Here is a 25770-nt window from a genome sequence, read left to right as displayed (position 1 = left end):
TTGGAGATAGTCAAACATTTTTTTCTTTGGATTTTTATGATTATATTGTTTGTTGCGGCAGCGGTGGTCTTGGAATTATTCGAGGGGAGCAAAATTATGACAACCGAATATTATGGTCTCCGTAATATCGGGCTGACGTTCGTTTTGCTGATGGTTGTTTACGCCTTCTTTCTTTATCCGATTACATTGCTGCCCATCTCTTTGGTTGTTCATAAGCTGGTGAAATCACTAATGATTAAGGCTTCAATCTAAATCCTGTTTGGTGGATTGGTGGGAGTATATATGTTTCATTATTTATATGATAATTTTGTCTCGGGATACGAGTTGAATAGAAATAGCTCTATTATAATATTTGCGGTTGTGGGCTTGTTATATGCCCTAGCAGAAAATATGCTGCACCGCCGAATGAGGGAATGATATGGAAACATCTTTTTTGTTGTCTGGGAAACCGCGAGTGGGCAAATCGACTGCCATTATACAGCTCATTAACCGAATAGGCGCTGAGCATGTTGGAGGATTTTATACGGAAGAAATACGAAATGAGACGGATCGTATTGGATTTAACTGCGTAACATTGGATGGAGAAAGCGTAAGAATAGCAAGTGTAGATAGTACAAGTTCCATAAGAATAGGAAGATATGGCGTTGAATTAGAAGCTTTTGAGAATTTAGCTCTGACGTCAATTAGACAATCCTTGAAGACGAAGAAGGTAACGGTTATTGATGAAATTGGCTACATGCAAATGTTATCGGTACCTTTTCGGAAAATGGTCTTTGACCTAGTTTCAAGCTCTCAGCATCTCATCATAGGCACGATTTGCTTGGATAGCCATCCCGAAATTGACAAGATAAAGGAACTGCCAGGCATTAAGCTTTACGTTATGAATGAAGAAAATAGAGAATTAACGATAGAGGCGTTGGAGAACGATCTTTTTAGGTTATTGTAGGTGGTTTATTGTACGATAAAGAAGCTTCCTAATCCACGTTCTAAGTGGGTGGGGAGGCTTTTTTTGAATGGGCAGATTTGCTCGATAATGAGTATGTGTGAGGTTAATCGTGTTTTGAGTAATCGATCTACTAACAGGAAAAACTCCTGTTAATTTCTCAGTTTATACGTCAAATGCTCAATTAACAGGAAAATCTCCCGTTAATTTCGCGAAATTAGCTCTAATTGAGGAATAAGAAGAAATTTAACGGGAGAATTTCCATGTAATTAGTTGAATTAGCCCCTTTTTGATGAATTAACAGGAGAAATTCCCGTTAGCGTAGGGATTCTCGTAACAATTGAAGGGATTTACGTGTGAAGAATCGATTTAGTAAAGGGTTTGGGTAACATTTGCGTGAATCCCGCGTAAAAATCGAGTTAGCGTAGGGATTCTCGTACCAATTGAGAGGAAATCCCGTATGAAGAATCGAGTTAGTATAGGGAGTTGCGTATCATGGGGAAATTCATACGAAGAATCCAGTCAGTATAAGGATTTAGGTAATAAATTAGTGAATTGAGTGTGTGAATCTTCAGTTGGCGTAGAGAGCTCAGTAGCAAGTGGCGAAGCAAGCTTGGCCTTTGCAGCAGCGAAAGCATGGTGCTAATTTGTAAAAAAGAGTCGTATAAATTAGTCCGATAAGTGTTGACGGATGGAAAACATCATGTTAAATTTAATTTATCCTATTGAATTAGTCGGAAATGAATAATGACACTTGCATCGTCATTCATGGCAATGGTTTCGCTGTATTTGATTGCAAGTCGCGCTCGCTAGAAAACTGGAGGCGCATGCCAACCGAATGCCGAATCGGTTGTCGTGCGCCTTCTTTTTATTCAAAGGAAGAGGAGATGGGGATAGTGAGTCATGTTGGTTTTGGAGCTAATGCTCAGTCACTTGAGCAGCAATACAGTAAAGAGGTTGCCGATGCAAGAAGCCCTGATTATCCTGTACACCCGCTTATTCTGAATCGATGGTCGCCACGATCTTACTCGGAGCAGCTTGTGAGCGATGAAGAGCTTTATACGGTTTTGGAAGCTGCAAGATGGGCGCCATCGTCCAGCAACTTGCAGCCATGGAGATTTTACGTCGCAAGGGAAGAAGCCGAGCATGAGCAGTTCCGCAAGTTCATCGTGCCTGGCAACCGCTTGTGGACAGATCGCGCACCCGTGCTGCTGCTTCTAGCTTCTGAAGCGGTTAAGCAAGATGGCAATCCGAATGTGTCGCATGCTTTCGATACAGGAGCTGCTTGGGCAACTTTGGCGCTGCAAGCGAGGCTGCTTGGTCTATCGACTCGTGCCGTTGGAGGATTTGACCGAGCGGAAGCACGCAAGATTTTAGAAGTACCCGAACATATTGCACTGCATGCCGTCATTGCACTCGGTCATCGTGGAGGACTTGATACGCTCGATGAAAAGTTTCGCGATAAAGAAATTCCGAATGGGCGACGCCCCTTGGCTGAGAGTCTATTGGAGATTAAGGTAGATTAAACGGCTAATCGCATTTCTGGAAACCCGTGTGACCATGCATTTGGTTTGATGGCACTTATACATTTAGTTTGAAAACACTTATAAATTTGGAGAGGATGTTGAATATGTCCAGAACGGTTGAGGTTGCTGATGAATGGTTGAAGCGAATACAGGATCAATTGGCAGGCGTTCAATATGGCATCGTTCAAATTACGATTCATAATGGTCAAATTGTACAAATTGATCGGACGGAGCGCAGCCGTTACGAGGTGGAGAAGCTGCCATCTGCTGCTCGCAAGCAAAGATAACCGTTTATAAGTGGAGAGGATGCGTATGAAGAACGATAGGAGCTCCAGTTTATATGAATGGCCAGATCTTGCCTTTCATCATTACTGCTTGCAAATGTATCGGCTGAACCGTGGTGTCTACAATACCATTGATCAATGGCTGTATGACAACGGTTATGCTGGAATCAAAGGCCGGCGGAAGATGATTATTCAGTTTCTAGATCACATGATCAAGCTGCAGGCGGAAGAAGGCCATAAGTATTTATCTTTTGGCAAAGGGAATTTGGTCGCTCAGCTTAGCCAATTTGCTGCTGAACACGAAGTTCCGGTAATAAGAGCCTTGGCCGCATACTAATAATGAATATATTCGACCGGAAAACCGGAGACATTTTGCAAATGCAAAACCTGTCTCCGGTTTTTTTTGTACAAAATTTGAGGAGGATATCGAACATGGAATATCGTAAATTGGGAAGAACAGGATTAAAAGTATCTGAGGTGAGCTTAGGTACGATGGCGTTTGGAAGATGGATTGATGAGGATGCATCTGCTGCGATTTTGGATGCCGCGCTGGATCATGGCATTAACCTCGTTGACACTGCTAATGTATACGGGGAAGGCGAGTCGGAACGTATACTGGGCAATTTGTTAAAAGAAAGGCGCCACCAAATTGTGCTGGCAACCAAAGTTCATGGCCGCGTAGGCGAAGGGATAAATGATTCTGGGCAAAGCCGCTATCATATTTACAAAGCTGTTGAAGACAGCTTAAAAAGGTTGAAAACCGATTATTTGGATCTGTATCAGGTACATCGATTTGATTCTAATACCCCCCTTGAAGAAACGCTTCGAGCTTTAGATGATCTGGTGCGTCAAGGGAAAGTAAGATACATAGGCGCTTCTAATTTTGCTGCATGGCAGCTTGCGAAGGCTCACGGTATAAGCGCGCTGCATAGCCTGCATCGCTTTGAAAGTCTCCAACCGGAATACAGCATCATTTCGCGTGAAATTGAGAAGGAAATTATACCTTTTGTGCAATCGGAGCAAGTTGGCGTTATCGTTTATAGTCCGCTTGGCAGAGGAATACTCTCTGGCAAGTATCGGGTTGGAGAAGCGCCGCCTGAAGGATCACGGCTTGCGGCAGGCGAGCAAAGGCTGGAGGAGCTTTTGAAAAAAAATGCAATTCCAGTTGCTGAGGCGATTAGACCTTTGGCGGAAGAAAAAGGCCTTACTCAAGCGCAATACGCATTGTCTTGGGTACTGAGTCGTCCTGGCATTACGTCGGCGATTCTAGGCGCTTCGAAACTTGAGCATATTACGGAAGCTGCAAAAAGCTGGGATGTTAAACTAAGCGCTGAGGAACTAGCGAAGGCCGATGAAGCAACCTCCAATTTGGAGCCGGCAAAAGAAGCCATTCCGAGCTAATTCTATAATTAAATACATTCTACCGTATCAATGGAGGATATCAGAGCAGTGCGTGATATCCTCATTTTTTTATCAAGTTCGGATGGGAGGCGGTAAGCATGGCGGGAGTAACGATTAATCATCTATACAAAAGATATGGCAAAGACAAACACGCGGTTGTGCAGGATTTCCAGCTGGAAATTAAAGATAAAGAATTTATCGTTTTTGTCGGTCCTTCCGGCTGCGGCAAATCGACGACATTAAGAATGATTGCGGGGCTTGAAGAGATCTCCGAAGGCGAGATTTATATTGGAGAGCAGCTCGTCAATAAGCTACCTCCGAAGGACCGTGATATTTCGATGGTTTTCCAGAACTATGCCCTCTACCCCAATCTAAGTGTATACGAGAATATTGCGTTTGGACTGAGGATGCGCAAGCTTCCGAAGCATGAGATCGATTTGGCGGTAAAAAATGCTAGCCGAATTCTGGAGATTGAGCCGTATTTAAATCGCAAGCCAAAGGAGCTGTCAGGCGGTCAGCGCCAGCGGGTGGCGCTTGGCAGAGCTATCGTGCGTGACCCGAAGCTGTTTTTGATGGATGAGCCGTTGTCTAACTTAGATGCCAAGCTTAGAGTAACGATGCGAATGGAAATAACGAAGCTGCACAAAAAATTAGGCACAACCTTTATATTCGTTACCCATGATCAGGTCGAAGCGATGACGATGGCGGACCGTATTGTCGTGATGAAGGGCGGCGTCATTCAACAATGTGATACGCCGGAGCTGATCTACTCCAAACCTTCGAATACGTTTGTTGCGAGCTTCATAGGTTCTCCTCAAATCAATTTCATTCATGGACGCGTGCAGGAGAATCCGCAGGGGCGATTAGAGTTTCATACGAATCGTTTTCAACTGAAGTTAAATGAAGTGATGGAGGATATTTTACGCAAAAATAACCAACTAAACAAATCGGTAATATTAGGTATAAGGCCGGAAAATGTGAAGCTGGAAGGCTTGTTCTCGGAGACGATCATTACCGGAACCTATAAGGACAATGAACTTATGGGCGCTGATCGTTTTCTTTATTTAGACATCGGACAGGAGAAGCTGCTTATTGCACGCGTCGATCCCGATAATCGTTTTGCTGAAAATGAGAAAGTGAAGGTAGAGCTTGATCTATCGAAGGCTCATTTCTTTCATAAGGATACGGGTGAAAGATTTACAGAATGATCGGTATTTGCGAAGGAGGGAGGCGGCTTAACCTTTATGAATAAAAAACGGAAATGGCTTGTCTATGGTGCCAGTATTGTCATAGCAGCATGGCTGCTTAATGCTGGAGCGGCAGTAAACTCAGAATCTGGAGACAAAACCGATACGGTCCAATATGACAAGCTCGTAACTACATTTAATTATGAGGTTGACCCTTATTTTAGCGATGCGCTGGCAGCATGGCAGGAGAAGGGGCTGAGCAATGCAACAACTTCAATTCAGCTGGATGCAGCGAAGCCATCTCGTGTATCGAATGAAGAGGAGATCAAAGCAGGCGATTACGACGGTAAATCAAACATACTGATTTGGAATACAAGGAACACAGGATGGGTTGAATATCAAGTTGACGTTGCAGAGAGTGCGCTGTATGAAATCCACGTTTCTTATAACCCTCTGAAGGATGGAAGAAAGGGACCGATCGGGTGGGAGGTAACGATAGATGGCCAAAGACCGTTTAGGGAAGCCTCTTCCATATCCTTATATCGGACATGGGAGGATGTGCGTCCTATTCTGAAAAACTCAGACGGCGATGAAATTCGTCCTCGTTCGATTGATGTGTCGGGCTGGAGCGAGAAGCCGTTAACGGATTCAGGAGGGGCATATGCGCAGCCTTTGCAATGGCATTTCGAACAAGGAACGCATACCATTCGATTGCAAGGGTTTGACCCTGTTGCGCTTGAGCGAATTAAGCTTGTTCCGAGCAAGCAAATACCAGATTATGCTGAAGTTAAGGCTGCGTATGCCGATACGCCTTCTCTTGCAGGCGATGTATTGACGATTCAAGCGGAGGATTTCACGAGCAAAAATGATACGGCAATTAAGCTATTTTCGGATAAAAACTCACGCACGCTGCCGCGGTATATGGGAAGAATTATTTACAATACGGTTGGCGGTCCGCGCTGGCTTGAACAAAATCAGGAAATCTCATGGTCGTTTGAGGTGCCGGAGAGCGGCTTGTACAAAATAGGCTTTCGCGCTCTGCAAAATACGATAGCTCAGAAAACCTCCTACCGGGTCGTTCGAGTGGATGGAGAGGTACCGTTTAAGCAATTTTTAGCGTATGGATTTCCTTATTCTACTGGTTGGAACGGAATGATTTTGCAGGACGAAAAAAATAATCCGTATTTGCTTAAGCTTGAGAAAGGAAAGCATACGTTGTCGCTAGCCGTCACACAATCGCCTATCAAGTCAATTGTTGTGGATGTCGAGAAGCTGATCGCTCATTTGGATGCGATTGACTGGGATTTGCGTACGATTACAGGTTCGAGCTCGAAGAAGACCATTGACCGCAATCGTACGTGGAACATGGAGCAGGACTTCCCGGGGATGACTGACAAGATGGCGCTGGCAGCGGATGTCATGGAGTCACTGTCGAAGCGGGTAGTGAAAGCAAACGGCAACAAGGATTCAATCAGTCAAGGACTCGATACATCAGCGAAGGATTTGCGTGCATTGCTTAAGAAGCCTGAAGAAATTCCTTATCAGGTCGAAGAGATTTCTTCGATGAGAGAGAAATTCGGTACTTTTATCGATACACTGCTCAAGCAATCGCTGCAGCTGGATGAGGTTTATATTATTCCCGAGAAGACGGATGCTCCGAAAATGGAAGCTGGTTTTTTTGGCCGGCTATGGGGCAGCGCTCAAAACTTTATTTACTCTTTCGATGCGAGGGACAGCCTTAACGATTTGGACGACAAGAAGCTGAACATTTGGGTTCAGCGCGGCAGGGATTATGTGGATCAGCTGCAGCAGCTTGCAGATGAGTCGTTCACGCCAGAAACAGGCATTGAGGTAAAGGTGAACCTGCTTCCAAATGCTGAGCTGTTGCTTATGTCTAATGCAGCTGGCGTGCAGCCGGATATTGCCCTTGGCTTGACGCAGGATTTGCCGGTCGATTATGCCATTCGCGGTACACTGCAGGATTTAAGCGAGTTTGAAGACTTTGATCAGCTGTATCCGAAGTTCAGTCCGGGATCATGGCTGCCGCTGCACTACGATGGCGGTTATTATGGCGTACCGGAAACGCAGTCGTTTCAAGTTCTCTATTATCGCAAGGATATTTTGAAGCGCATAGGAGCTGAAATTCCCGAGACATGGGAGGACGTTTATCAGTTATTGCCTACGCTGCAGCAAAACTTTATGAACTTCTACGTAAATCCGAAGGAGTTTACGCATTTTTTCTATCAAAACGGCGTGGAGTTTTATGAACCGGGCGGTGTGAAATCAGGTCTCGATGGTCCAGAAGCTTATCGTTCCTTCAAGCAGTGGACGGATCTATTTAATACGTACGCTGTGGAGCGGGAGGTGCCGAGCTTCTATCAGCATTTCCGCAGCGGAACGATGCCAATCGGCATATCGGATTACAACATGTATGTGCAGCTTTCGGCTGCTGCGCCTGAGCTGAATGGCCGCTGGGGTATCGCGCTTATTCCCGGTACGAAGCAGGCGGACGGATCGATAAGCCGCTGGGCTGGCGGGGGGCAGCGTACGGGTGTCATTTTTGACAAGTCCAATAAAAAAGCAGAGGCATGGCAATTCCTGAAGTGGTGGTTGTCAGCCGAGGTGCAGGAGCAATATGGCTCTGACTTGGAAGCGGTCAATGGCGTCGCTTTCCGCTGGAATACGTCCAACGTGGAAGCCTTCACGCATCTGCCGTGGAAAAAGGAGGATGCTGAAATTATTTTGAACCAGTGGAAATGGTATAAGGATATTCCGAATGTGCCCGGCGGATATTTCTTGGAACGCGAGATTCATAATGCATGGAATCGATCCGTTGTTGGAACGGCGAATTATATGTCCTCCTTGGAGCAAGCCGTTCGGGACATTAACCGTGAGCTTCTAAGGAAGCAGCAGGAATTTGGCTACATTAATGAGCGAGGCGAACAGGTGAATAAGTTGGACATTCCTATTGTCGATCAGCCTTGGGAAGGGATTGATCGTTATGTGGAGTAGATTATGGTCGTATCGCATTTCGTATTTGTTTATCGCGCCGTTTCTTATATGTTTCGCTCTGTTTATCGTTATTCCGATTCTTGCGGCGGTAGGCTTAAGCTTTACCTATTACAACGGGATTGAGCCTCCTCGCTTTATTGGCTGGAGCAACTTTCAGTATTTGATCGCGCAGGATCTGCTGTTCCTAAAATATGCGCTGCCCAATACATTTAAGTTTGCTGTCATTGTTGGTCCCGGCGGTTATGCTGCCGCCTTCCTGCTCGCATGGCTTATTTCACGGCTGAGCGGCGGCGTTCGCAAGTGGGTGGCGCTTGCGATGTATACGCCATCGCTTACCGTTGGCATAGCGATGACGATTATCTGGCTTCCCTTGCTGTCGGGCGATCGCATTGGCTATTTGAACAGCTTTCTATTAAAAGCAGGCCTTATCGACGTGCCAAAGTTATGGGTGACAAGTCCAGAGTTTCTTATGAACTCGATGATCGTCGTCACGTTGTGGTCGAGCATGGGTGTAGGCTTCCTAGCGATGCTCGCGGGTATTCTTAACGTGGATACGATACTTTATGAGGCTGGAAGAATCGACGGCATCAAAAACAATATACAGGAGCTATGGTATATTACGATTCCGTCCATGAAGCCGCAAATGCTGTTTGGCGCCGTAATGGCGATCGTTACGACCTTTAAGACCGGATCCATTGGTGTTGAGCTCTCCGGTCAAAACCCGACGCCGGAATATGCCGGGCATTTGATCGTGAACCATATTAACGATTATGGTCTCATCCGTTTTGAAATGGGTTATGCGGCGACGGTTTCGGTGTTTCTTCTTATATTTATGTATTTCGCGAACAAGCTCAGCTGGGGATTGTTCGGTACGAAGGAGGAATAACAGCTGAAACAATCAAGCCTTGGTATAAAAATAAGCTTTAATCTGTTCATGCTCATCATATCCGTCATCATGATCTTGCCGATCATTTATATTTTTAATCATGCCTTCAAGCCTTATCATGAATTGTTCGTCTATCCGCCGAGCTTCTTTGTGAAGGAGCCGAACATTCAGAATTTTGTTGAGCTCTTTTGGGTAACGTCCAATTCAATCGTTCCGGTATCGCGCTATTTGTTCAATAGCTTGTTCATTTCGGCTGCGAGTGTTGTTGGCGTGACGACGGTGAGTGCGCTTTGCGCTTATCCGCTGTCAAAACATCCTTTTCCGGGCCGCGCATTCATCTTTGCTACGATTATTCTGATGCTGATGTTTACGCCGGAGGTAATTCAAATTCCGAGGTATTTGGTCGTCAGCCACCTTGGCATTATGAATACGTATTGGGGGCATTTGCTGCCCGTACTTGCTTTGCCGGTGGGCGTGTTCCTGCTCAAGCAATTCGTGGATCAGATTCCTGATTCACTGCTGGAGGCTGCACGAATAGACGGGGCAAACGAATTTATCGTATTTGCTCGAATCGTCATTCCGATGTGTATGCCGGCCATCGCGACCGTTGCGATCCTCGCCTTTCAGAACTCTTGGGGCAACGTGGAGACATCGATGCTGTTTATGCAGGACGATGAAATGAAAAACTTTCCGTTTTTCCTATCGACATTGACCAATAACTTGGCGAACAATGTGGCGCGTCAAGGTGCCGCTGCTGTAGCAGCGCTTATTATGCTCGTTCCGAATTTAATTTTCTTTGTTATTTTGCAAAGCAAGGTCATTTCGACAATGGCGCATTCCGGTATTAAATAAGGGGGAAATCGTTTGAAGAACAGGAGGCTGCGGATTCGTCCGATCATTATAATCCTGATTACGGCGATTTACATAGCTTGGCCCATCTCACCGGCCACAGCCTCGCAGTTACCGTACGAAACCTACTATAAGGATGGATTCGGACAGCTGGTGAAGACGCAAGCGGCTTACATTCCTGCTGGCATTATTGGCACGAATGTTGAGATTACGGAAGCAAACCAAGCTGCGGGAGCCGAAGGGAAAACAAAGCTGCAGCTTAATCAGCCCAAGGATCTATTTGTGGATGATAAGGACCATATCTACATTGCAGACACGGGCAATAATCGAATCGTACACTTGAATGAGCACGGCCAATATATTCGTGAAATCAAAGTAACAGAAAGCCCGCTCAAGAAGCCAAGCGGCATTTATGTCGATGAAGCTGGAGAGATTTACGTTGCAGATACGGGCAACAACCGGGTCGTAAGGCTCGATCAAGAAGGCAAGCTGCTAAAAGCATTTGGCCGTCCGGAGTCCAGCTATTTGCCGCCGGCTTTCAAGTATGACCCGGTTAACCTCATTGTAGATAAGCGCGGTTTTATTTATGTAACGACGCTTGGCGCTTTTCAAGGCTTGGTGCAGCTAGATCCAGAGGGCAATTTCATTAGTTTTTTTGGGCCGAATCGTGTAAGCTTCTCTTTGTTTGACGCATTTAAGCGATTTGTATATACGCGGGAAATGTATCAAAGGGAGCTGAAGAAGCTGCCTGGAGCTATTGCGGGCTCAACGATAGACAAGAACGGATTTATTTATACGGTGACGAAGGAAATTAGCTCGGATCAGGTGAAGAAGCTTAACATCGCGGGTCTCGACCAGCTGGTAGGCAAAGGGGAATTCGCCGCCTTGCAGCCAGTGCGTTCTTACGGAGAGGTATTTCACAGAACTAGGCAAAGTGTAAGTCCTCAGCTCAATGATATTACGGTGGATGCTGCCGGCAACTTTACTGTGATCGACTCTGTAGGCAATATGATTAGCCAATATGATTCGAATGGCAATCTGTTGTTTTTCTGGGGCGGGGATGTCATTACCGCTACGTCCAAGACAGGAATCGTCAAAGCGCCAGCAGCTATTGCGAGCAATTCCAAGGGTGAACTGCTCGTGCTGGACAGCGTTAATAATTTCATTCAAGTACTGCGGCTGTCTGAGTTCGGCCATCTCGTCCATGAAGCGAATCAATTAACGCAGGAAGGGAGATACGAGCAAAGCGAGCCGCTCTGGAGCGAGGTTCATCGTTTAAATGCACAATATACACCGGCACTGATCGGTTTGGCGAAGGCCGCTTACAAAAAAGAGGAGTATGCAAGGTCGGAGCAGCTGTTTTATCAGGCGGGCGTAGTAGGCGGCTATTCAGAATCCTTTTGGCAAAATCGGTTGACATGGTTTCAGAAGCACTTTGGCGTCCTCATGAATGTGGCGCTCGTGCTCGGCGTCGTGTATCTTCTATGGAATGCTTTATCCAAAAAGCTTCGCTTAAAAGGCAAATCGTCAGCTAAACGCAGTGCTAGGCATCCGATACTTGAACAGCTGCAGCATATGTTCTATTTAATAAAACATCCTGTAGACGGCTTCTATGCTATTCGGTACGAAAACAAGGCAGGTTGGTTAAGCAGCATACTGATACTTATATTTGCACTAGCATCGTACGGATATATACAGGCGGGAACAGGCTTTGTCTTTAACCCTGCTGTGCATGTCGGTATTGATCTGTTTCCCATTACGATTCAATTTGTTGGGATTTGGCTCGGCTTTGTCGTCTCCAACTATTTAATCAGCTCGCTTCTTAGAGGTGAGGGACGGTTCCGAGACGTATTTTATGGCAGCTGCTACGCCTTATTTCCGATTATTCTCATCGGTATACCTGTAACTCTGCTCTCCAATGTGCTGACCTTAAACGAGCTGGCGATCTTTAAGTTTTTGAAGCTGTTTATCGTTTTATGGGTAGTCTTCCTGTTCATATGGATGGTGCAGGGCATACACAACTACACCTTTATTGAAGCTATTTTTATTATTCTACTATCGTTACTTGCGCTTGCTATTATTGTCATTCTCATTTTCATCTTAATTAGCTTAAGCATAGAATTGGTCAACTTTATTAATTCCTTATATCAGGAGGTGATCATCCGATGACTGTGCGCAAAATAAACATAAAGCTCGTTATGAAGCTGCTGCTCTCTGCTGTTTTGCTGATCGGTATAGGATGGTTTGCTCTTGTGGCGGTTGGGTTATGGGGCAAGCCCGCTGATGTGGCCGTAGTTGCTGGAAATCCATTTGAAATGAAAGGAACCGTTCCCTATAAGGCGGGATTGCCAGTTGAAGCAAATTTTGAGCAAATCGCAGAATCAGACCAATTAAAGCTACTTGTAGATAAGGCATCTGCTCACTTCCAAGTAATCGATAAAGCAACAGGGAAGATATGGCGTTCTTATCCAGAGCCGAAGTATTGGGAGGAAGAAACGGTTCCGAATACGTGGAAAAATAATTTAACTTCTCCTGTCATTATTGAATACGTAAATGCAAAAAACTACAAATCCTCCTCTGTAACTGCCGGATTAATCGAGAACCAAGGTTACTTGGAAAATTTCCAGGCTGCGGAAAATGGATTCACAGTGACCTTCGCGCTGCCGAAGGTGCAGTTGAAAATTCCGATTGAGGTGCGTCTGCACAAGGATTATGTAGAGACGAGAATTTTGGATGAGGGAATCGTCGAAGGGGCTTTAAGCTTATTGAATATTAAGCTTTACCCTTTGTTTGGGGCCCAGCCGTCTGCTGGGCAGGAGGGTTACCTTTTGCTGCCGGACGGCTCCGGTTCGTTGATCCATTTTGAGGCAGATCGCTTGATGCAGCAGTTGACCTATAATGAAAGTGTTTATGGGCAGGATCTATCCTATTACAACGAAAATACAGGCAGACAGGGGATTACGATGCCTGTATTCGGCCTAAAGTCAGGGGATCAGGCGTTTGTTGCGATTATCTCTGAAGGGGAGTCGTTCGCGAATGTTTATGCAGCGCCGTCAGGCGCGGTGGGCCGCTCGAACTGGGTGACGACCGAATGGCAGTATCGGAAGAAGTTTTTCCAAAGTGTAAGCAAGAGCACGGGTGAAGGCTTCTATACATACAGCGGCGATAAGTTTATAACGAATGCTCGCGCAACACGTTATTATCCACTACTCCCTAATAAAAGTGATTATGCTGGCATGGCGGAGGTTTATCGCAATTATTTGATTCAAGAGCAGGGTGTAAAACCGCTGGAAACAAATAAAAAGGACATTCCGCTGTTTGTGGACATTGTAGGCGCAGACATCGAGAAGGGGCTTTTTGCAGATTCATATTTAAAAGCGACCACGACAGAAGAGGCGACCGAGCTTGTTCGTTCGATTTATGACAGCGGGATTCAGCATCTGCAAATTCAATTCTCAGGGTGGCAGCAGGACGGTTACAGCACGCATGGCGGCTACTTTCCTGTAGATAAGCGCTTAGGTGGAAACAAAGGGATGAAAAGCTTTATCTCCTTCGCTCATACCTTGGATATTCCGGTTTATTTGACGGCGAATTATACGCTCAATACGAATGGCGACGATCGGTTCTGGTGGAGACGCGACGGCTTGCGCAATTTGGCAGGAACGGTGCTGGAGGAAAGGGGAAATGAGGACCAGGACGCAGCGAAGTTTGTAAGCCCGAGGTTTTATGAGAAGGTGGTCTCGGCCGATTTGAACAGCTATAAGAGCTTGGGAGCAGACGGCATCTATTTCGAGGATGGCATCGGCAAGCAGGTCAATACGGATTTCAACAGCCGATACTCGGCGAGCAGGGCAGAGGTTGTCGATGTACAGCGCAGCATTTTGAACAAAAGCAAGGAAGCACTCGGGTCGCTTGCGGCGAATAACGTGAATTTCTATGCGCTAGCCCAAATCGATCATGTCCACCGCCTAACCGCTGATTATTCGTATGATGTCTTCATCAGTGAAGCGATTCCTTTTGCCCAAATCGTTCTCCATGGCTTGCGCACGTATTCGCTGGAATGGTCTAATTTGCGCGATGAGTTCGATGATGAGCTGCTCCGCAGCATTGAATATGGGGCATACCCTGCGTATGTGCTTAGCGGCGACAAGGCAGCTGATTTGAAAAATTCCTATTCCTACTGGTATTACAGCTTGAACTATAAGGATTGGATCGATCATTTACGAGCTGAATATGCCAAAACAAATGAGGCGCTTGCAGCTGTGCAGGAGCAGTTTATTACGGGACATCGTACGCTTGCTCCAAATGTGAAGGAAACAGAGTATGGCAGCGATTATCGTATCATCGTCAATTATAATCAGACCGATTACAGCAAGGATGGCATTATCGTTCCAGCAAAAGACTTTGTCGTCATAAAAGGAGGAACGAAGCCATGAGATGGAGTCGCAAGCTGGAAAATACGACAGTTAGGAAGCTCGAAGGCTCCCTATTTATCGCGCCATGGGTGTTTGGCTTCCTCGTTTTTGTGGCGTTCCCGCTCGGCTATTCGCTGTATATGAGCTTTCATCAGGTGAAAATTACGGTGAGCAGCGTCAACTATACGTTTATTGGACTCAGCCATTACCGGGAAATATTGATCGCGAACGGAAGCTTGCTCTATGAGGAGCTGTTCCCGTTTCTAAGGGAGTCAGCCATGATGATTCCGATCATTCTTGTCTTTTCCCTGTTTGTCGCCATCTTGCTTAATTTGCGTTTTCCAGGCAGAACGCTGTTTCGGGTTATCTTCTTTTTGCCTGTTATTTTCTCCTCCGGACAGATCGTGCAGGAGTTTATTGCGCAGGGAGAAGGCTCCCTCAGCATTATGGAGACGCTGCGTATCGACTATTATTTGCGTGAATATGTTCCGGGTTCATGGGCGGCTCCGATTCAAAAGGTTATGAGCTCATTTGTGCTTGTCCTTTGGTATTCAGGAGTGCAAATTCTAATTTTCCTTGCTGGACGCCAGACACTTCCGGCATCTGTGTACGAGGCTTCCCGTATTGACGGCTCGGGACCTTGGAATACGTTTTGGAAAATAACGCTGCCCGGACTTGTCCCTTATATTTTCTTGAACTTAATGTACACGGTAGTCGATTTATTCACCTTCCCTTCCAATCCGATTGTCAGCCGAGTGAATACGAGCAATTATGGCAGCTCCAGCGCTTTGGCATGGATCTATTTCTTAATCATCCTAACTTTCGTACTCTTGACCTTATTGCTATACAGCCGAGTGGATAAGTCGCTTTCAGGAAAACGATAAGCGGGAAAGAGAGGTGAGCGTTCATGAAAATTGTGAAAAAAGGAAATGAGATTGCGACTAATCTATATAGCGATGAAAAGCTGCGAAGAAGCTTGATTGGTCTCAGGTATCGGCTGCTTGGAGCTGAAATAGATAAGGGCATTCTCTTCAAGCTGTTTGTTTATATTATTCTGATCAATGTCGCCTTCATCTATATGAAGCCGATTCTATACATGGTGACGACGATGGTGAAGGATGCGAGAAATATTCTTGACCCTACCGTTATTTGGGTGCCGCGGTCCATATTTTTGGGGCATCTGCAGCAGGCGAGTGAAATGCTGAATTACACGAAGAGTTTCCTCATCAGCGTCTCGCTGGCTTCTTCCGTAGCGGTGCTGCAGGTATTTTCCTGTGCAATTGCCGGTTATGCGTTCGCAAGGCTGGAGTTCCCCTTCAAAAAAGTATGGGGAGCTCTGCTGTTGTTTACGTTTATTATGCCGCCGCAAATTACGATTTTGCCATCGATTATGCTCTTTAAAGAGTTCGGCTGGCTAAACACGTTTTTGCCGATGGTTGTCCCCGCTTTATTTGGCCATGGCTTGAAAGGAGCGATGTTCGTAATCATCTATCGATCCTTCTATTCCACATTGCCCAAAGAGCTGGACGAGGCTGCGCGTATGGACGGCGCAGGCCCTTTCCGCCTGTTCTTTCGCGTCATGTTTCCGCTGTCGAGGTCGGCTACCGTTGTGGTCGTACTATTTTCCTTCGTCTGGAACTGGAATGATTTTTACTTTCCGTCACTCTTTATGTTTACTGCGGAGAACGTACCTCTCTCCATTACGCTGGCAAGAATGGCTGGCGAGATGAAGCTTGCAGAAGGAGCGGGGGAGATTACCGTTTATGCCGAAGCGATCAAGATGGCGGCTTCATTCCTAATTATTATGCCGCTGCTTGTCGTGTATTTGTTCGCTCAGCGATGGTTCATTGAAGGGGTAGAACGGACAGGATTGGTAGAATAGTAGATCAAAAAAAACGTTGACATTACGAAGTTGAGATGATAAATTCTTACCACTTACTATAATCCTTATAAAACCAATTGATTTAATTGGAAATAATCGACCGGATAGCCGGAGATTGCCTTAGGGCAGCTCTGGCTATTTTTTTTGGGGAATTGAACAAAGTTATTTCATTCGAAAATGACTTAAGGGGAGTCGTGCGATGAGTGGATTGGAAAGAAAACTAAATCTTAATGCGTTTCTGGCCGCATCAGGCCATCATGAAGCATCGTGGCGGCATGCGGATACGCAGCCGGAGCGAGGTGTTGATATTAAACACTACTTAAAGCTGACTCAAATTGCCGAACGCGGCTTGCTCGATTCTGTATTTCTGGCGGATGGCTACTGGGCGGGATCGGGATCGCTTGAACCGTTCACCATGCTGTCAGCATTAGCAGCAGCAACCAAACATATCGGCTTAATTGCAACGGTAGAAACGACCTATAATCAACCGTTTCATATCGCAAGGAAGTTTGCTTCCTTAGACCATATTAGCAAGGGTCGTGCAGGCTGGAATATCGTGACCGGAGCGGGACCTGCTGCAGAACAGTTCAGCAGGGAGCAGCATCCGGAGCATCATGATCGTTATGAATCAGCGGAGGAATTTGTAGAAATCGTCAAGCAGCTGTGGGACAGCTGGGAGGATGACGCGCTGCCAAATGACAAGATAAGCGGCATCCTGATCGATGAAGCCAAGGTTCATACGATTGATTATGATGGAAAATATTTCAAAGTAAAGGGACCGCTGAATATCGCGCGGCCGCCGCAAGGTTATCCTGTACTCGTCCAAGCGGGCTCATCTGAGACGGGCAAGGAATTTGCCGCTAAGCTGGCGGAGGTTATTTTTACTGCTCAACTAACCTTCGAGGAGGCAGCAGCCTTTTATAAAGACGTGAAGTCACGTTTGGCGAAGTATGGCAGGACGGCGGATCAGCTGAAAATATTGCCTGGACTTAGTCCGATATTGGCGGATACAGAAGCAGAGGCGCAGGATCTGGAAAATGAGCTGTTTGAGCTTATCGATCATGAAGGAGCGATTAAGCGGTTATCGGGCCGCTTAGGCGTTGATTTGTCTAATCATTCGCTTGATGACCTTGTCAATCTGGATGGCGCACAAACGACAGATCAGGTAAGCGGCATGAAGAGTCGCCACCAGCTTATTTTGGATTTAGTAGAACGCGAACAGCCGACGCTCAGGCAATTGATCAATCGCTTAGCAGGGGCAAGAGGGCATTTTACTTTTACGGGTACACCGCTGCAGCTGGCCGATGTCATTGAAAAGTGGTTCAAGAATGGGGCGGCTGATGGCTTTAATGTGATGCCACAGGTGTATCCGAGCGGGCTGGAGCGCTTTGTCGACAAAGTTATCCCTGAGCTGCAAAATCGCGGATTGTTCCGTACCTCCTATGAAGAGCAAACGCTGCGCGGAAATCTAGGTTTAGCGAGACCTACAAATAGCTGGCAGGCCAAAAAAAAGGAAGAAGAGGTGCATTCCTAATGAGTGAAGCGAGTCGAAAGGTTCATTTGAACGTTTTTTTGAGAGCGACAGGCCATCATGCGGGAGCTTGGCGGCATCCAGATGCTCGTCCGGATTTGGAGCTGGACATTGATTACTTAGGGCAGCTTGCTCGAATCGCTGAGCGTGGCAAGCTGGATTCCGTATTTTTAGCAGATGGATATGCAGGCGGCGGCAGCAAGCTGGAGCCGTTCACGCTGCTCGCAGCACTTGCTTCTGTAACGGAGCATATCGGCTTGATTGCGACAGTCGGGACCGTATATAACGATCCGTTCCATGTCGCAAGGCAATTCGCCTCGCTGGATCATATAAGCGGAGGCAGAGCTGGCTGGAATATCGTGACGGGTGCGGGCTCAGCTGCCCATAACTTCAGCAGAGACGAACACCCAGAGCATGCGCAGCGCTACGAGACGGGCGAGGAGTTCGTGGAAGTGGTGAAGCAGCTATGGGACAGCTGGGAAGACGACGCCCTTATTTTCGATAAAAAAGCGGGTAAATTGCTGGATGCAAATAAGGTGCACGAGATCAACTTCAAAGGACATACCTATTCGGTGAAGGGACCGCTCAATATTCCGCGTCCGCCGCAAGGATATCCGGTGCTCGTGCAAGCAGGCTCCTCCGAGCAAGGCAAGGAGCTGGCAGCGAAAACGGCGGAGGTTATTTTTACGGCGCAGCAAACGTTCGATGCAGGCCGTGCCTTCTACTACGATGTGAAATCACGTTTGGCGAAGTATGGGAGAACGGTTGATGAGCTCGTTATTTTGCCAGGGCTCGCTCCGATTGTGGCTGATACGGAAGCGGAAGCGCGCGAGATCGAGGAAGAGCTGCATGCTTTTGTAGATACAAGGCGTGCACTTGATAGCTTATCGGAGCGATTCACGGTGAATTTGAATGATTATCCGCTGGATGCGCCGGTACCGCTCGAGAAAGCCAAACCTGCTGAGGAGTTCAACGGCATTCGCAGCAGGCAGGAGGTTATTATCGATGCGGCGCGCAGAGAAAGCTTTACGATTCGCCAGCTTCTTTATCGCAGCAATGGAGGACATGGGCATATCACGTTTACCGGGTCTGTGCTTCAAACCGCAGATTTTATTGAAAAATGGTTTAAAAACCATGCGGCTGATGGCTTCAACGTGCTGCCGCAGCTCTTTCCTACAGGGCTTGAAACCTTTGTAGACAAGGTCATTCCAGAGCTGCAAAACCGTGGTTTATTCCGCACCGAATATGAAGGTAAGACGCTACGTGACAGCTTAGGTCTTCAGCGCCCCGCCAATACGCGCCATCTTCAGCAAATATAAATAAATAATAGAAATGAGAGGATATCGGATGAAGAAACTAGGGGTTATTATCGTCATATTTGTTCTTGCAGCATCGATCTCCGCATGCGGGGGAGACAATATCGCACCTGCAAAGCAGAATGATGCATCAGGCAAGAAGGAGGCAACGAACAGTGCGACCGAAACGGCTGATTTCAAGAAGCTTGGGGATGAGCCGCTAAAATTATCGTTTTATTCCACTGGCGCTACCTTTACGGACGTGGAATTTGAAGCAATGATTGCAGGTCCCATTCATGCGAAGTATCCGAATGTAACGATTGAACGAATAACGCCAGCAGCGACGACGACTCCGGAGGAGGTGCTGTCCACACATGTGCCGGACATTATATTTGGCAGTGTGCAGCAGCGGGTTATTCGGACGGGTGTATATCAGGATTTAAGAGAATTAATCAAAAAACATCATTTTGACGAGAGCCGTCTCAAACCGATTGGCTACGATTATATCAAGGACATAACGAAGGGCAAAGGAGATGCGGTTCTCGCGCTACCTTTCAATATCAATCAGCATGTTTTGTATTATAACAAAGATATTTTTGATAAATTCGGCGTTCCTTATCCAACCGAGAAGCAGTTGACATGGGACGAAGCGGTGGAGCTTGGCACGAAGCTGACCAGAACAGAAAACGGCATTCAATATATCGGGCTAGTTGTAGACAATTTAACTGGTTTGGGTAAATCGCTGGGTATTCCTTACTTGGACCGCGAGACGGGGCAGGCTGCGCTCGATACGCCGGAATGGCTTCGTGTATTCGAACTGCAGAAGAAGATTTTTGAAATACCAGGTTATGTAGCGCAGGACGGCACATGGAACTGGACTCGTGACCATTTCATGAAGGATCAAAACATTGCCATTCGGGTTTCTTGGCTTGCCAATATGGTTGGTCCGCTTGAGGAGCTGCGCCAACAAGGTGTGGAATTCAACTGGGATATTGCGCCGGCGCCAAACTTCAGCGATCAGCTTGGCAATACGAGAGAAGCGCAAATCCACTCTATTGCGATCAACAGCCAAAGCCCGCATCAAGATGAGGCGTTTCAAGTAATCGCAGAAATTTTATCGGATGAGGGGCAGCGGATTATTGCTAAGAACGGACGTGTTCCAGCTATTATCAATCCGGAACTGGAGAAGGATTACGGCTTAGAAATACCGGTGCTGCAAGGCAAAACCGTTCAGAATGTTTTTATTGGGAAGCCCATTCAAGAGCATTTCATTCATCCTTATGAATCGAGCATTACGATACGGCTTACCGAAGCAGCTGAGGATCTTGCTATCCATGGTCTAGATGTTAACTCGGCTATACGCAAAGCAACGGATGCGATTAATAAAGATGTAGAGACTTTAAAAACGACGATCGGTCAATAAGCAGACGATGGAGAGGGGATTAAATATGGGAGAATCGGAGCGCAAATTAAATCTCAACGCCTTTTTGTTCGGGACCGGCCATCATGAAGCTTCATGGCGGCTGCCGGAGGCGGAGCCGAGCCGCAACCTTGATTTCGAGCATGTGCTGCAAATCGTTCAGACGGCTGAAAGAGGACTAATGGATTCCGTATTTTTGGCTGATGGCTATATCGGACGCTCCAATAAGCTCGAGCCATTCACGGAGCTGGCTGCGCTGGCAAGCAGGACGAAGCATATCGGTTTAATTGCTACGGTTGGCACTACGTATAATGAACCTTTTCATGTGGCGCGGAAGTTTGCCTCTCTAGACCACATAAGCAAAGGCAGAGCGGGCTGGAATATTGTTACAGGTGCTGGATCGGCCGCACATAATTTCGGCAGGGAGGATCATCCTGATCATGCGCTGCGTTACGAGGAAGCAGATGAATTCGTAGAAATCGCCAAACAGCTGTGGGACAGCTGGGAGGATGAGGCGGTCATTAATGATAAAACGGTAGGAACCCGTATTCATAAAGACAAAGTCCATACGATTGATTTTAAAGGAAAATATTATTCGGTGAAGGGACCTCTAAATATCGCAAGGCCGCCGCAGGGTTATCCTGTGCTGGTGCAGGCGGGTTCCTCGGAGAGCGGCAAGGAATTTGCGGCAAAGGTAGCGGAAGTTATTTTTACCGCGCATCAAAGCATTGAAAGTGCTCAGCAGTTTTATAAGGATGTGAAATCAAGACTGCCGAAGTATGGAAGAGAGGCTGACCAGCTGAAGATTTTGCCGGGTATTAGCCCGATATTGGCAGACACGGTGGAGGAAGCGAGAGAAATCGAGAGCGAATTATTCAATTATGTAAATAAAGATGGTGCAATTAAACAGCTATCGGAGCGATTAGGCATTGATTTATCCGAGTATCCGCTGGATGAGCCGCTTTCATTGGAGGGTGTGCGTGAAACGGATGAGGTTAATGGCAATAAGAGCAGACATCAGCTCATACTGGATCTCGTCCGCCATGAGCAGTTAACGCTGAAGCAATTGATCAATCGGCTAGCAGGAGCGAGAGGGCATTTTACATTTACGGGTACACCTCTTCAGCTTGCAGATGTGATTGAAAATTGGTTTGTTAACGGCGCTGCTGATGGGTTCAATGTTATGCCACAGATTTTCCCGAGCGGCCTTACGCAATTTGTAGATAAGGTGATTCCAGAGCTGCAAAATCGCGGATTGTTTCGGACGGAATATTCGGGAACGAGCTTGCGAGAGCAGCTTGGATTGAAGCGGCCGGCGAATATTCGTTATGAGAGCAAAGCTGTACTTTAAAAGACTAGGTGAGAGCTTGTTGGCTATTAAACGACACAGCTGTACCTCATGATAGAGGAGAGAGAGTTTAATCATGAAAAAACTTACGATAGGCGTAGTTATTTTAATGTTGTTTGCTTTATTGGGGGCTTGTGCCAGTAAGGATAATACACCGGCCAATAAGGCTGGGAGCAATGCAAATAAGCAGCAAGAAACGAACGCAGCTGAAAAGGAAGAAGCGGATTTCAAAAAGCTTGGTGACGAGCCGCTTACGTTAACCCTTTTCAGCACGAGCGGTACTTTTCCAGACGTGGAATTTAATACGCTCATAGCGGACCCCATTAAGAAAAAATTTCCAAATGTAACCATCGAAAGAATAACGCCTGCGGCAACAACTACAAATGAAGAAGTGCTTTCCACACATGTTCCGGACATTATTTATTCCTCCTCTTCCTCCCATCAGCGCATTATTCGAACGGGCGCCTATGAGGATTTGAGAGAGCTGATTAAACGCCATCATTTTGATGAGAGCCGGATCAAACCCATTTTGTATGACTACATCAAAGATATAACGAAAGACAAGGGAGGCGAAATCTATGCGATTCCGTTTAACTCCAATCAGCATATCCTCTACTATAATAAAGATATTTTTGATAAGTTTGGTGTTCCGTATCCTACAGAAAAACAGCTGACCTGGGATGAGGTGCTGGATATTGCTGCAAAGCTGACTCGTACGGAGAATGGCGTGCAGTATATCGGTCTATCGGTTGATAACCTAACGGGGCTAGCCAAAGGGCTGGGGCTGCCGTACGTCGATCATGATACGGGAAATGCTGCACTCGATACGCCCGACTGGCTGCGCGTGTTTGAGCTTAACAAGCGCATCTTTGAAATTCCTGGTTACGTAACGCCAGACCATACATGGAACTGGGGACGCGATCAATTTATGAAGGATCAAATTATCGGCATGCGGGTAACTTGGCTGGCAAATATGATCGGTCCGCTGGAGGAGCTGCGTCAGCAGGGCGTTGAGTTTAATTGGGATTTCGCTCCGGCACCAAACTTTAGCGACCAATTGGGCAAAACAAGAGAGGCGCAAATTCATTCGCTTTCGGTGAACAGCCAGAGCAAGCATAAGGATGAAGCTTTCCAAGTCATTGCTGAAATTTTATCGGATGAGGGCCAGCGGATTTTATCGAGAAATGGCCGAGTTCCGGCTGTTATTAATCCAGAGCTGGAGAAGGAATATGGGCTGGATATTCCAGTGCTGCAGGGGAAAGCGGTGCAAAATGTGTTTATTGGCGAGCCGCTGCAGGAGCATTACGTTCATCCCTACGAGCTAGAAATAACGACAAGATTGACTGAGGCGGCTGAGGATTTAGCCATCAACGGGTTGGATGTAAACTCTGCGATTCGCAAAGCAACGGAGGCCATCAATAAAGACGTTGAAACGCTCCGAACGACAATAGGAGATAAGTAGATTAGAGAGCCAAAGCAAAGGTGCAGCGTTAAATGCGGCCCCTTTGTTTTGTGCTGTTCATTTAAGCAGATTGGAATAGGATAAGGAAGGAAAGCGAAGGAGCAAGTGAATGTTACATTCATTTGCCCCTGCTTTTATTACGTATGCTGCTGGATATGAGGAATAATGGATCGGCATGCTTGGCGCAAGCCAGCAACGAAGCCGAAAGCGGGACCATGTGTATAGGTCGCTAGTGGGCCGGCAAAGTAAAGTCCAGGTATGCTGCTTTCAAATTGCGCGCTTAGCAGAGGGAATTTTGCATTAGAATACGGCTCTCGCTCGATAAGCTGCAACACATGGGACGGCAGAAAAGGTACTTGGTCAAGATTGATCTGATAGCCGGTAGCGGCAATAACATGATCGACGAGGCGAGTTTCATTGTTTCCAAGCTGAAGCAGCACCTTGCCATCAATCGTAGCTTCTGCATGCGCAATGGCTGCGCCGCCAGTCATCGTCACTTTCCCTTCTACGTAGGGCTTTAAGAAAGGAGCAACACTGCTTTTACGCGGTGTATTTCGCCGCTCCTCCTTGAGCTGGTCGGACTGTAGATAGAACTGTTCAGCGGAGTCGATGAGCTTCTGGCCAGATTCGACATTATCCTCGCTTGCATACTGAACGGCGTCACGCCGGAACAAAAGCTCAACCTCGCTTCCAGCCATATGAAGCAGTGCGGCAGCTTCCCAAGCGCTTTGGCCGCTGCCGATAACAGCTACCTTCTTGTTTGCGTAGGGCTTAAAATCAAGATGAGCGAAGGTGTGGGAGATGAGCTGAGGCGGCAACGAGCTTAGTACTGGAGGGATGTAGCTATAATGCTGCAAACCTGTAGCTATGACCACATGTTTGGCTTGATATTGCTTACCTTCGTGAGTGATCACGCTGAAGCCTGAGGATGAATAATGAAGCTCTGATACATGCTCCGATGTGAAGGAGATATCGGTTTGTTTGGCAAACCAAAAGGCATAATCAACAAAATGAGGACGAGGAAAGGGAGGCTGCAGTTCTATGCCGGTTTCGCAGCTGAATCGTTCAATGGTGAATTCATCATTCTTATCGGAGAGACTGATGTAGCGGGGATGGGTGCGAATGAACATATTTTGCGGCATTTGCTGCTTCCAGAAAAACATAGGTTTGCCCAGAAGGACATAGGACATTTGGCTTGCGGCTGCATGAGCGGCAAGTGAAATTCCGTAGGGGCCTGCGCCAATAATGATGAGATCAACCACAGATTTCACCTCCATTTGAGTTGTTTTGATTTTATGCCGAGTATTATACTAAGAATAATATGTTTTGCAATACACTTTTTTCTAAAAGGTACGATAGATCGTATTGCGTACAACAATGATGATTGACAAAAGATTTATTACGTGATAAATTTTCAGTACATTTTTCGCACTAAAACAGTTTGAATAATCGGAATTATAGTTCTACCGGAAAACCGGAGACAACAGTTGATCTGTGTCTTCGGTTTTTTTGTTTCAAGAGCACTTATTCATGTAGAGGAGGTATAGCAATGAACGAAGTAATTGCTTTATTAAAAAACCATCGCTCCATCCGCAAATATAAAGACTCGCCCATTCCTGAGCAGCATTTGGAACAAATCATATTGGCAGGGCAAGCAGCCTCCACCTCATCTAATATCCAAGCTTACAGCGTAATTGCGGTAAAGGACTCTGGGCGGAAACGAAAGCTTGCGGAGCTTGCTGGCCATCAGCAGCAAATAGTGGTAAGTCCGGTGTTTCTCATCTGGTGTGCCGATCTAAATAAAGTCAGATTGGCAGCAAGGCTGCATGAGGATGTAGAGCTTCGTCAGAACGTGGAGCTGTTTCTGCTCGGAACGATTGACGCGACACTGGCTGCTCAAAATGCGGCAATCGCTGCGGAGTCACTTGGTTATGGGATCGTTTATATCGGTGGAATTCGCAATAATCCTAAAGAAGTAACGGAATTGCTTGAACTGCCTGAGCTTGTCTATCCAGTGTTTGGCATGTGCGTAGGCGTTTCTGATCAAGAGCCTGATCTTCGTCCAAGATTGCCGCTCGCAGCTGTCTATCATCAAGAAACGTATAAGCAGAGCGGGTTGGAGGATGAAATTATTGCTTACGATTCGATCACTCGGGAGTATTATGCTACGCGCAAAGGCGGAGGCAAAGGCGGAGAGCAGGAAACAAGGTGGTCTCGTGAAATGTTAAGAAGGTTTAAGTCGGACCGGCTGCGTGATCATTTGCATGACTTCCTTGTAGGTCAAGGGTTCAAGCTGAAATGAATTTATTTATAAAAGGCACAATCCATA

General features: G+C 46.6%; 21 protein-coding genes. 20 read left to right on the top strand and 1 reads right to left on the bottom strand.

The features are described 5' to 3' along the window. The 19 genes from AC0VYE_RS27790 (at position 1) to AC0VYE_RS27700 (ending at position 23441) form a co-directional block, all read left to right on the top strand. Positions 1 to 252, top strand: coding sequence for a hypothetical protein (locus AC0VYE_RS27790; protein ID WP_475443831.1), 252 nt, complete (start codon positions 1 to 3; stop codon positions 250 to 252). Between the two features lie 166 nt (positions 253 to 418). Beyond that, the gene (locus tag AC0VYE_RS27785; protein ID WP_475443829.1) at positions 419 to 946 is read left to right on the top strand and encodes a nucleoside-triphosphatase; all 528 of its coding nucleotides are present in this window, start codon (positions 419 to 421) and stop codon (positions 944 to 946) included. A 737-nt stretch (positions 947 to 1683) separates the two neighbouring features. Continuing rightward, positions 1684 to 2469, top strand: a complete 786-nt coding sequence (locus AC0VYE_RS27780; protein WP_475443827.1) for a nitroreductase family protein — start codon at positions 1684 to 1686, stop codon at positions 2467 to 2469. Between the two features lie 104 nt (positions 2470 to 2573). Further along, positions 2574 to 2756 (top strand): YezD family protein, encoded by a 183-nt coding sequence (locus AC0VYE_RS27775; protein WP_076269036.1) that lies wholly within the window; start codon positions 2574 to 2576, stop codon positions 2754 to 2756. Positions 2757 to 2781: 25 nt separating this feature from the next. Further along, a complete protein-coding gene (locus AC0VYE_RS27770; RefSeq protein ID WP_339204725.1) occupies positions 2782 to 3090 on the top strand; it encodes a hypothetical protein in 309 nt (102 codons plus the stop codon). 95 nt (positions 3091 to 3185) lie between these two features. Further along, positions 3186 to 4154: an aldo/keto reductase gene (locus AC0VYE_RS27765; RefSeq protein ID WP_475443825.1), complete on the top strand. Its 969-nt coding sequence runs from the start codon at positions 3186 to 3188 to the stop codon at positions 4152 to 4154. A gap of 98 nt (positions 4155 to 4252) precedes the next feature. Beyond that, positions 4253 to 5362, top strand: coding sequence for an ABC transporter ATP-binding protein (locus tag AC0VYE_RS27760; protein ID WP_076269033.1), 1110 nt, complete (start codon positions 4253 to 4255; stop codon positions 5360 to 5362). Positions 5363 to 5398: 36 nt separating this feature from the next. Next, positions 5399 to 8353, top strand: coding sequence for an extracellular solute-binding protein (locus AC0VYE_RS27755; RefSeq protein ID WP_475443824.1), 2955 nt, complete (start codon positions 5399 to 5401; stop codon positions 8351 to 8353). Next, positions 8343 to 9239, top strand: a complete 897-nt coding sequence (locus tag AC0VYE_RS27750; protein WP_441883658.1) for a carbohydrate ABC transporter permease — start codon at positions 8343 to 8345, stop codon at positions 9237 to 9239. The genes AC0VYE_RS27755 and AC0VYE_RS27750 overlap by 11 nt, the downstream gene beginning before the upstream one ends. Before the next feature lie 48 nt (positions 9240 to 9287). Then, positions 9288 to 10091, top strand: coding sequence for a carbohydrate ABC transporter permease (locus AC0VYE_RS27745; RefSeq protein WP_475443822.1), 804 nt, complete (start codon positions 9288 to 9290; stop codon positions 10089 to 10091). A 12-nt stretch (positions 10092 to 10103) separates the two neighbouring features. Next, the gene (locus AC0VYE_RS27740; protein ID WP_475443820.1) at positions 10104 to 12257 is read left to right on the top strand and encodes a YIP1 family protein; all 2154 of its coding nucleotides are present in this window, start codon (positions 10104 to 10106) and stop codon (positions 12255 to 12257) included. Beyond that, positions 12254 to 14524, top strand: coding sequence for a DUF5696 domain-containing protein (locus tag AC0VYE_RS27735; RefSeq protein WP_475443818.1), 2271 nt, complete (start codon positions 12254 to 12256; stop codon positions 14522 to 14524). The genes AC0VYE_RS27740 and AC0VYE_RS27735 overlap by 4 nt, the downstream gene beginning before the upstream one ends. Further along, on the top strand, positions 14521 to 15387 hold the full coding sequence (locus tag AC0VYE_RS27730; RefSeq protein ID WP_076269028.1) for a carbohydrate ABC transporter permease: 867 nt from the start codon (positions 14521 to 14523) through the stop codon (positions 15385 to 15387). The genes AC0VYE_RS27735 and AC0VYE_RS27730 overlap by 4 nt, the downstream gene beginning before the upstream one ends. A 23-nt stretch (positions 15388 to 15410) precedes the next feature. Continuing rightward, positions 15411 to 16385, top strand: a complete 975-nt coding sequence (locus AC0VYE_RS27725) for a carbohydrate ABC transporter permease (RefSeq protein WP_441908525.1) — start codon at positions 15411 to 15413, stop codon at positions 16383 to 16385. A 199-nt stretch (positions 16386 to 16584) separates the two neighbouring features. Next, complete coding sequence (locus AC0VYE_RS27720) at positions 16585 to 17919, top strand: LLM class flavin-dependent oxidoreductase (protein WP_475443816.1); 1335 nt, start codon at positions 16585 to 16587, stop codon at positions 17917 to 17919. Next, on the top strand, positions 17919 to 19235 hold the full coding sequence (locus AC0VYE_RS27715; protein ID WP_475443814.1) for an LLM class flavin-dependent oxidoreductase: 1317 nt from the start codon (positions 17919 to 17921) through the stop codon (positions 19233 to 19235). Before AC0VYE_RS27720 ends, AC0VYE_RS27715 begins: the two co-directional genes overlap by 1 nt. Before the next feature lie 28 nt (positions 19236 to 19263). Further along, a complete protein-coding gene (locus AC0VYE_RS27710; RefSeq protein WP_475443812.1) occupies positions 19264 to 20634 on the top strand; it encodes an ABC transporter substrate-binding protein in 1371 nt (456 codons plus the stop codon). Between the two features lie 25 nt (positions 20635 to 20659). Further along, positions 20660 to 21982 carry an LLM class flavin-dependent oxidoreductase gene (locus AC0VYE_RS27705; RefSeq protein ID WP_441908521.1) on the top strand — a complete coding sequence of 441 codons (1323 nt, stop codon included), beginning with the start codon at positions 20660 to 20662 and terminating at the stop codon, positions 21980 to 21982. A 73-nt stretch (positions 21983 to 22055) separates the two neighbouring features. Further along, positions 22056 to 23441, top strand: coding sequence for an ABC transporter substrate-binding protein (locus tag AC0VYE_RS27700; RefSeq protein ID WP_475443809.1), 1386 nt, complete (start codon positions 22056 to 22058; stop codon positions 23439 to 23441). Between the two features lie 137 nt (positions 23442 to 23578). Here the strand turns inward: AC0VYE_RS27700 and AC0VYE_RS27695 are convergent, their stop codons facing one another. Next, positions 23579 to 24703: an NAD(P)-binding domain-containing protein gene (locus AC0VYE_RS27695; RefSeq protein ID WP_475443807.1), complete on the bottom strand. Its 1125-nt coding sequence runs from the start codon at positions 24701 to 24703 to the stop codon at positions 23579 to 23581. 287 nt (positions 24704 to 24990) lie between these two features. On the opposite strand from AC0VYE_RS27695, the gene nfsA reads away from it, so the two are divergent. Beyond that, a complete protein-coding gene (gene nfsA, locus AC0VYE_RS27690; protein ID WP_475443806.1) occupies positions 24991 to 25743 on the top strand; it encodes an oxygen-insensitive NADPH nitroreductase in 753 nt (250 codons plus the stop codon). Positions 25744 to 25770 lie beyond the last annotated feature (27 nt).

The sequence above is a fragment of the Pristimantibacillus sp. Z349TD_6 genome (genome assembly GCF_056173205.1).
The sequence above is the reverse complement of the archived record's forward strand: the minus strand, read 5'-3'. Positions and strand labels throughout refer to the sequence as shown.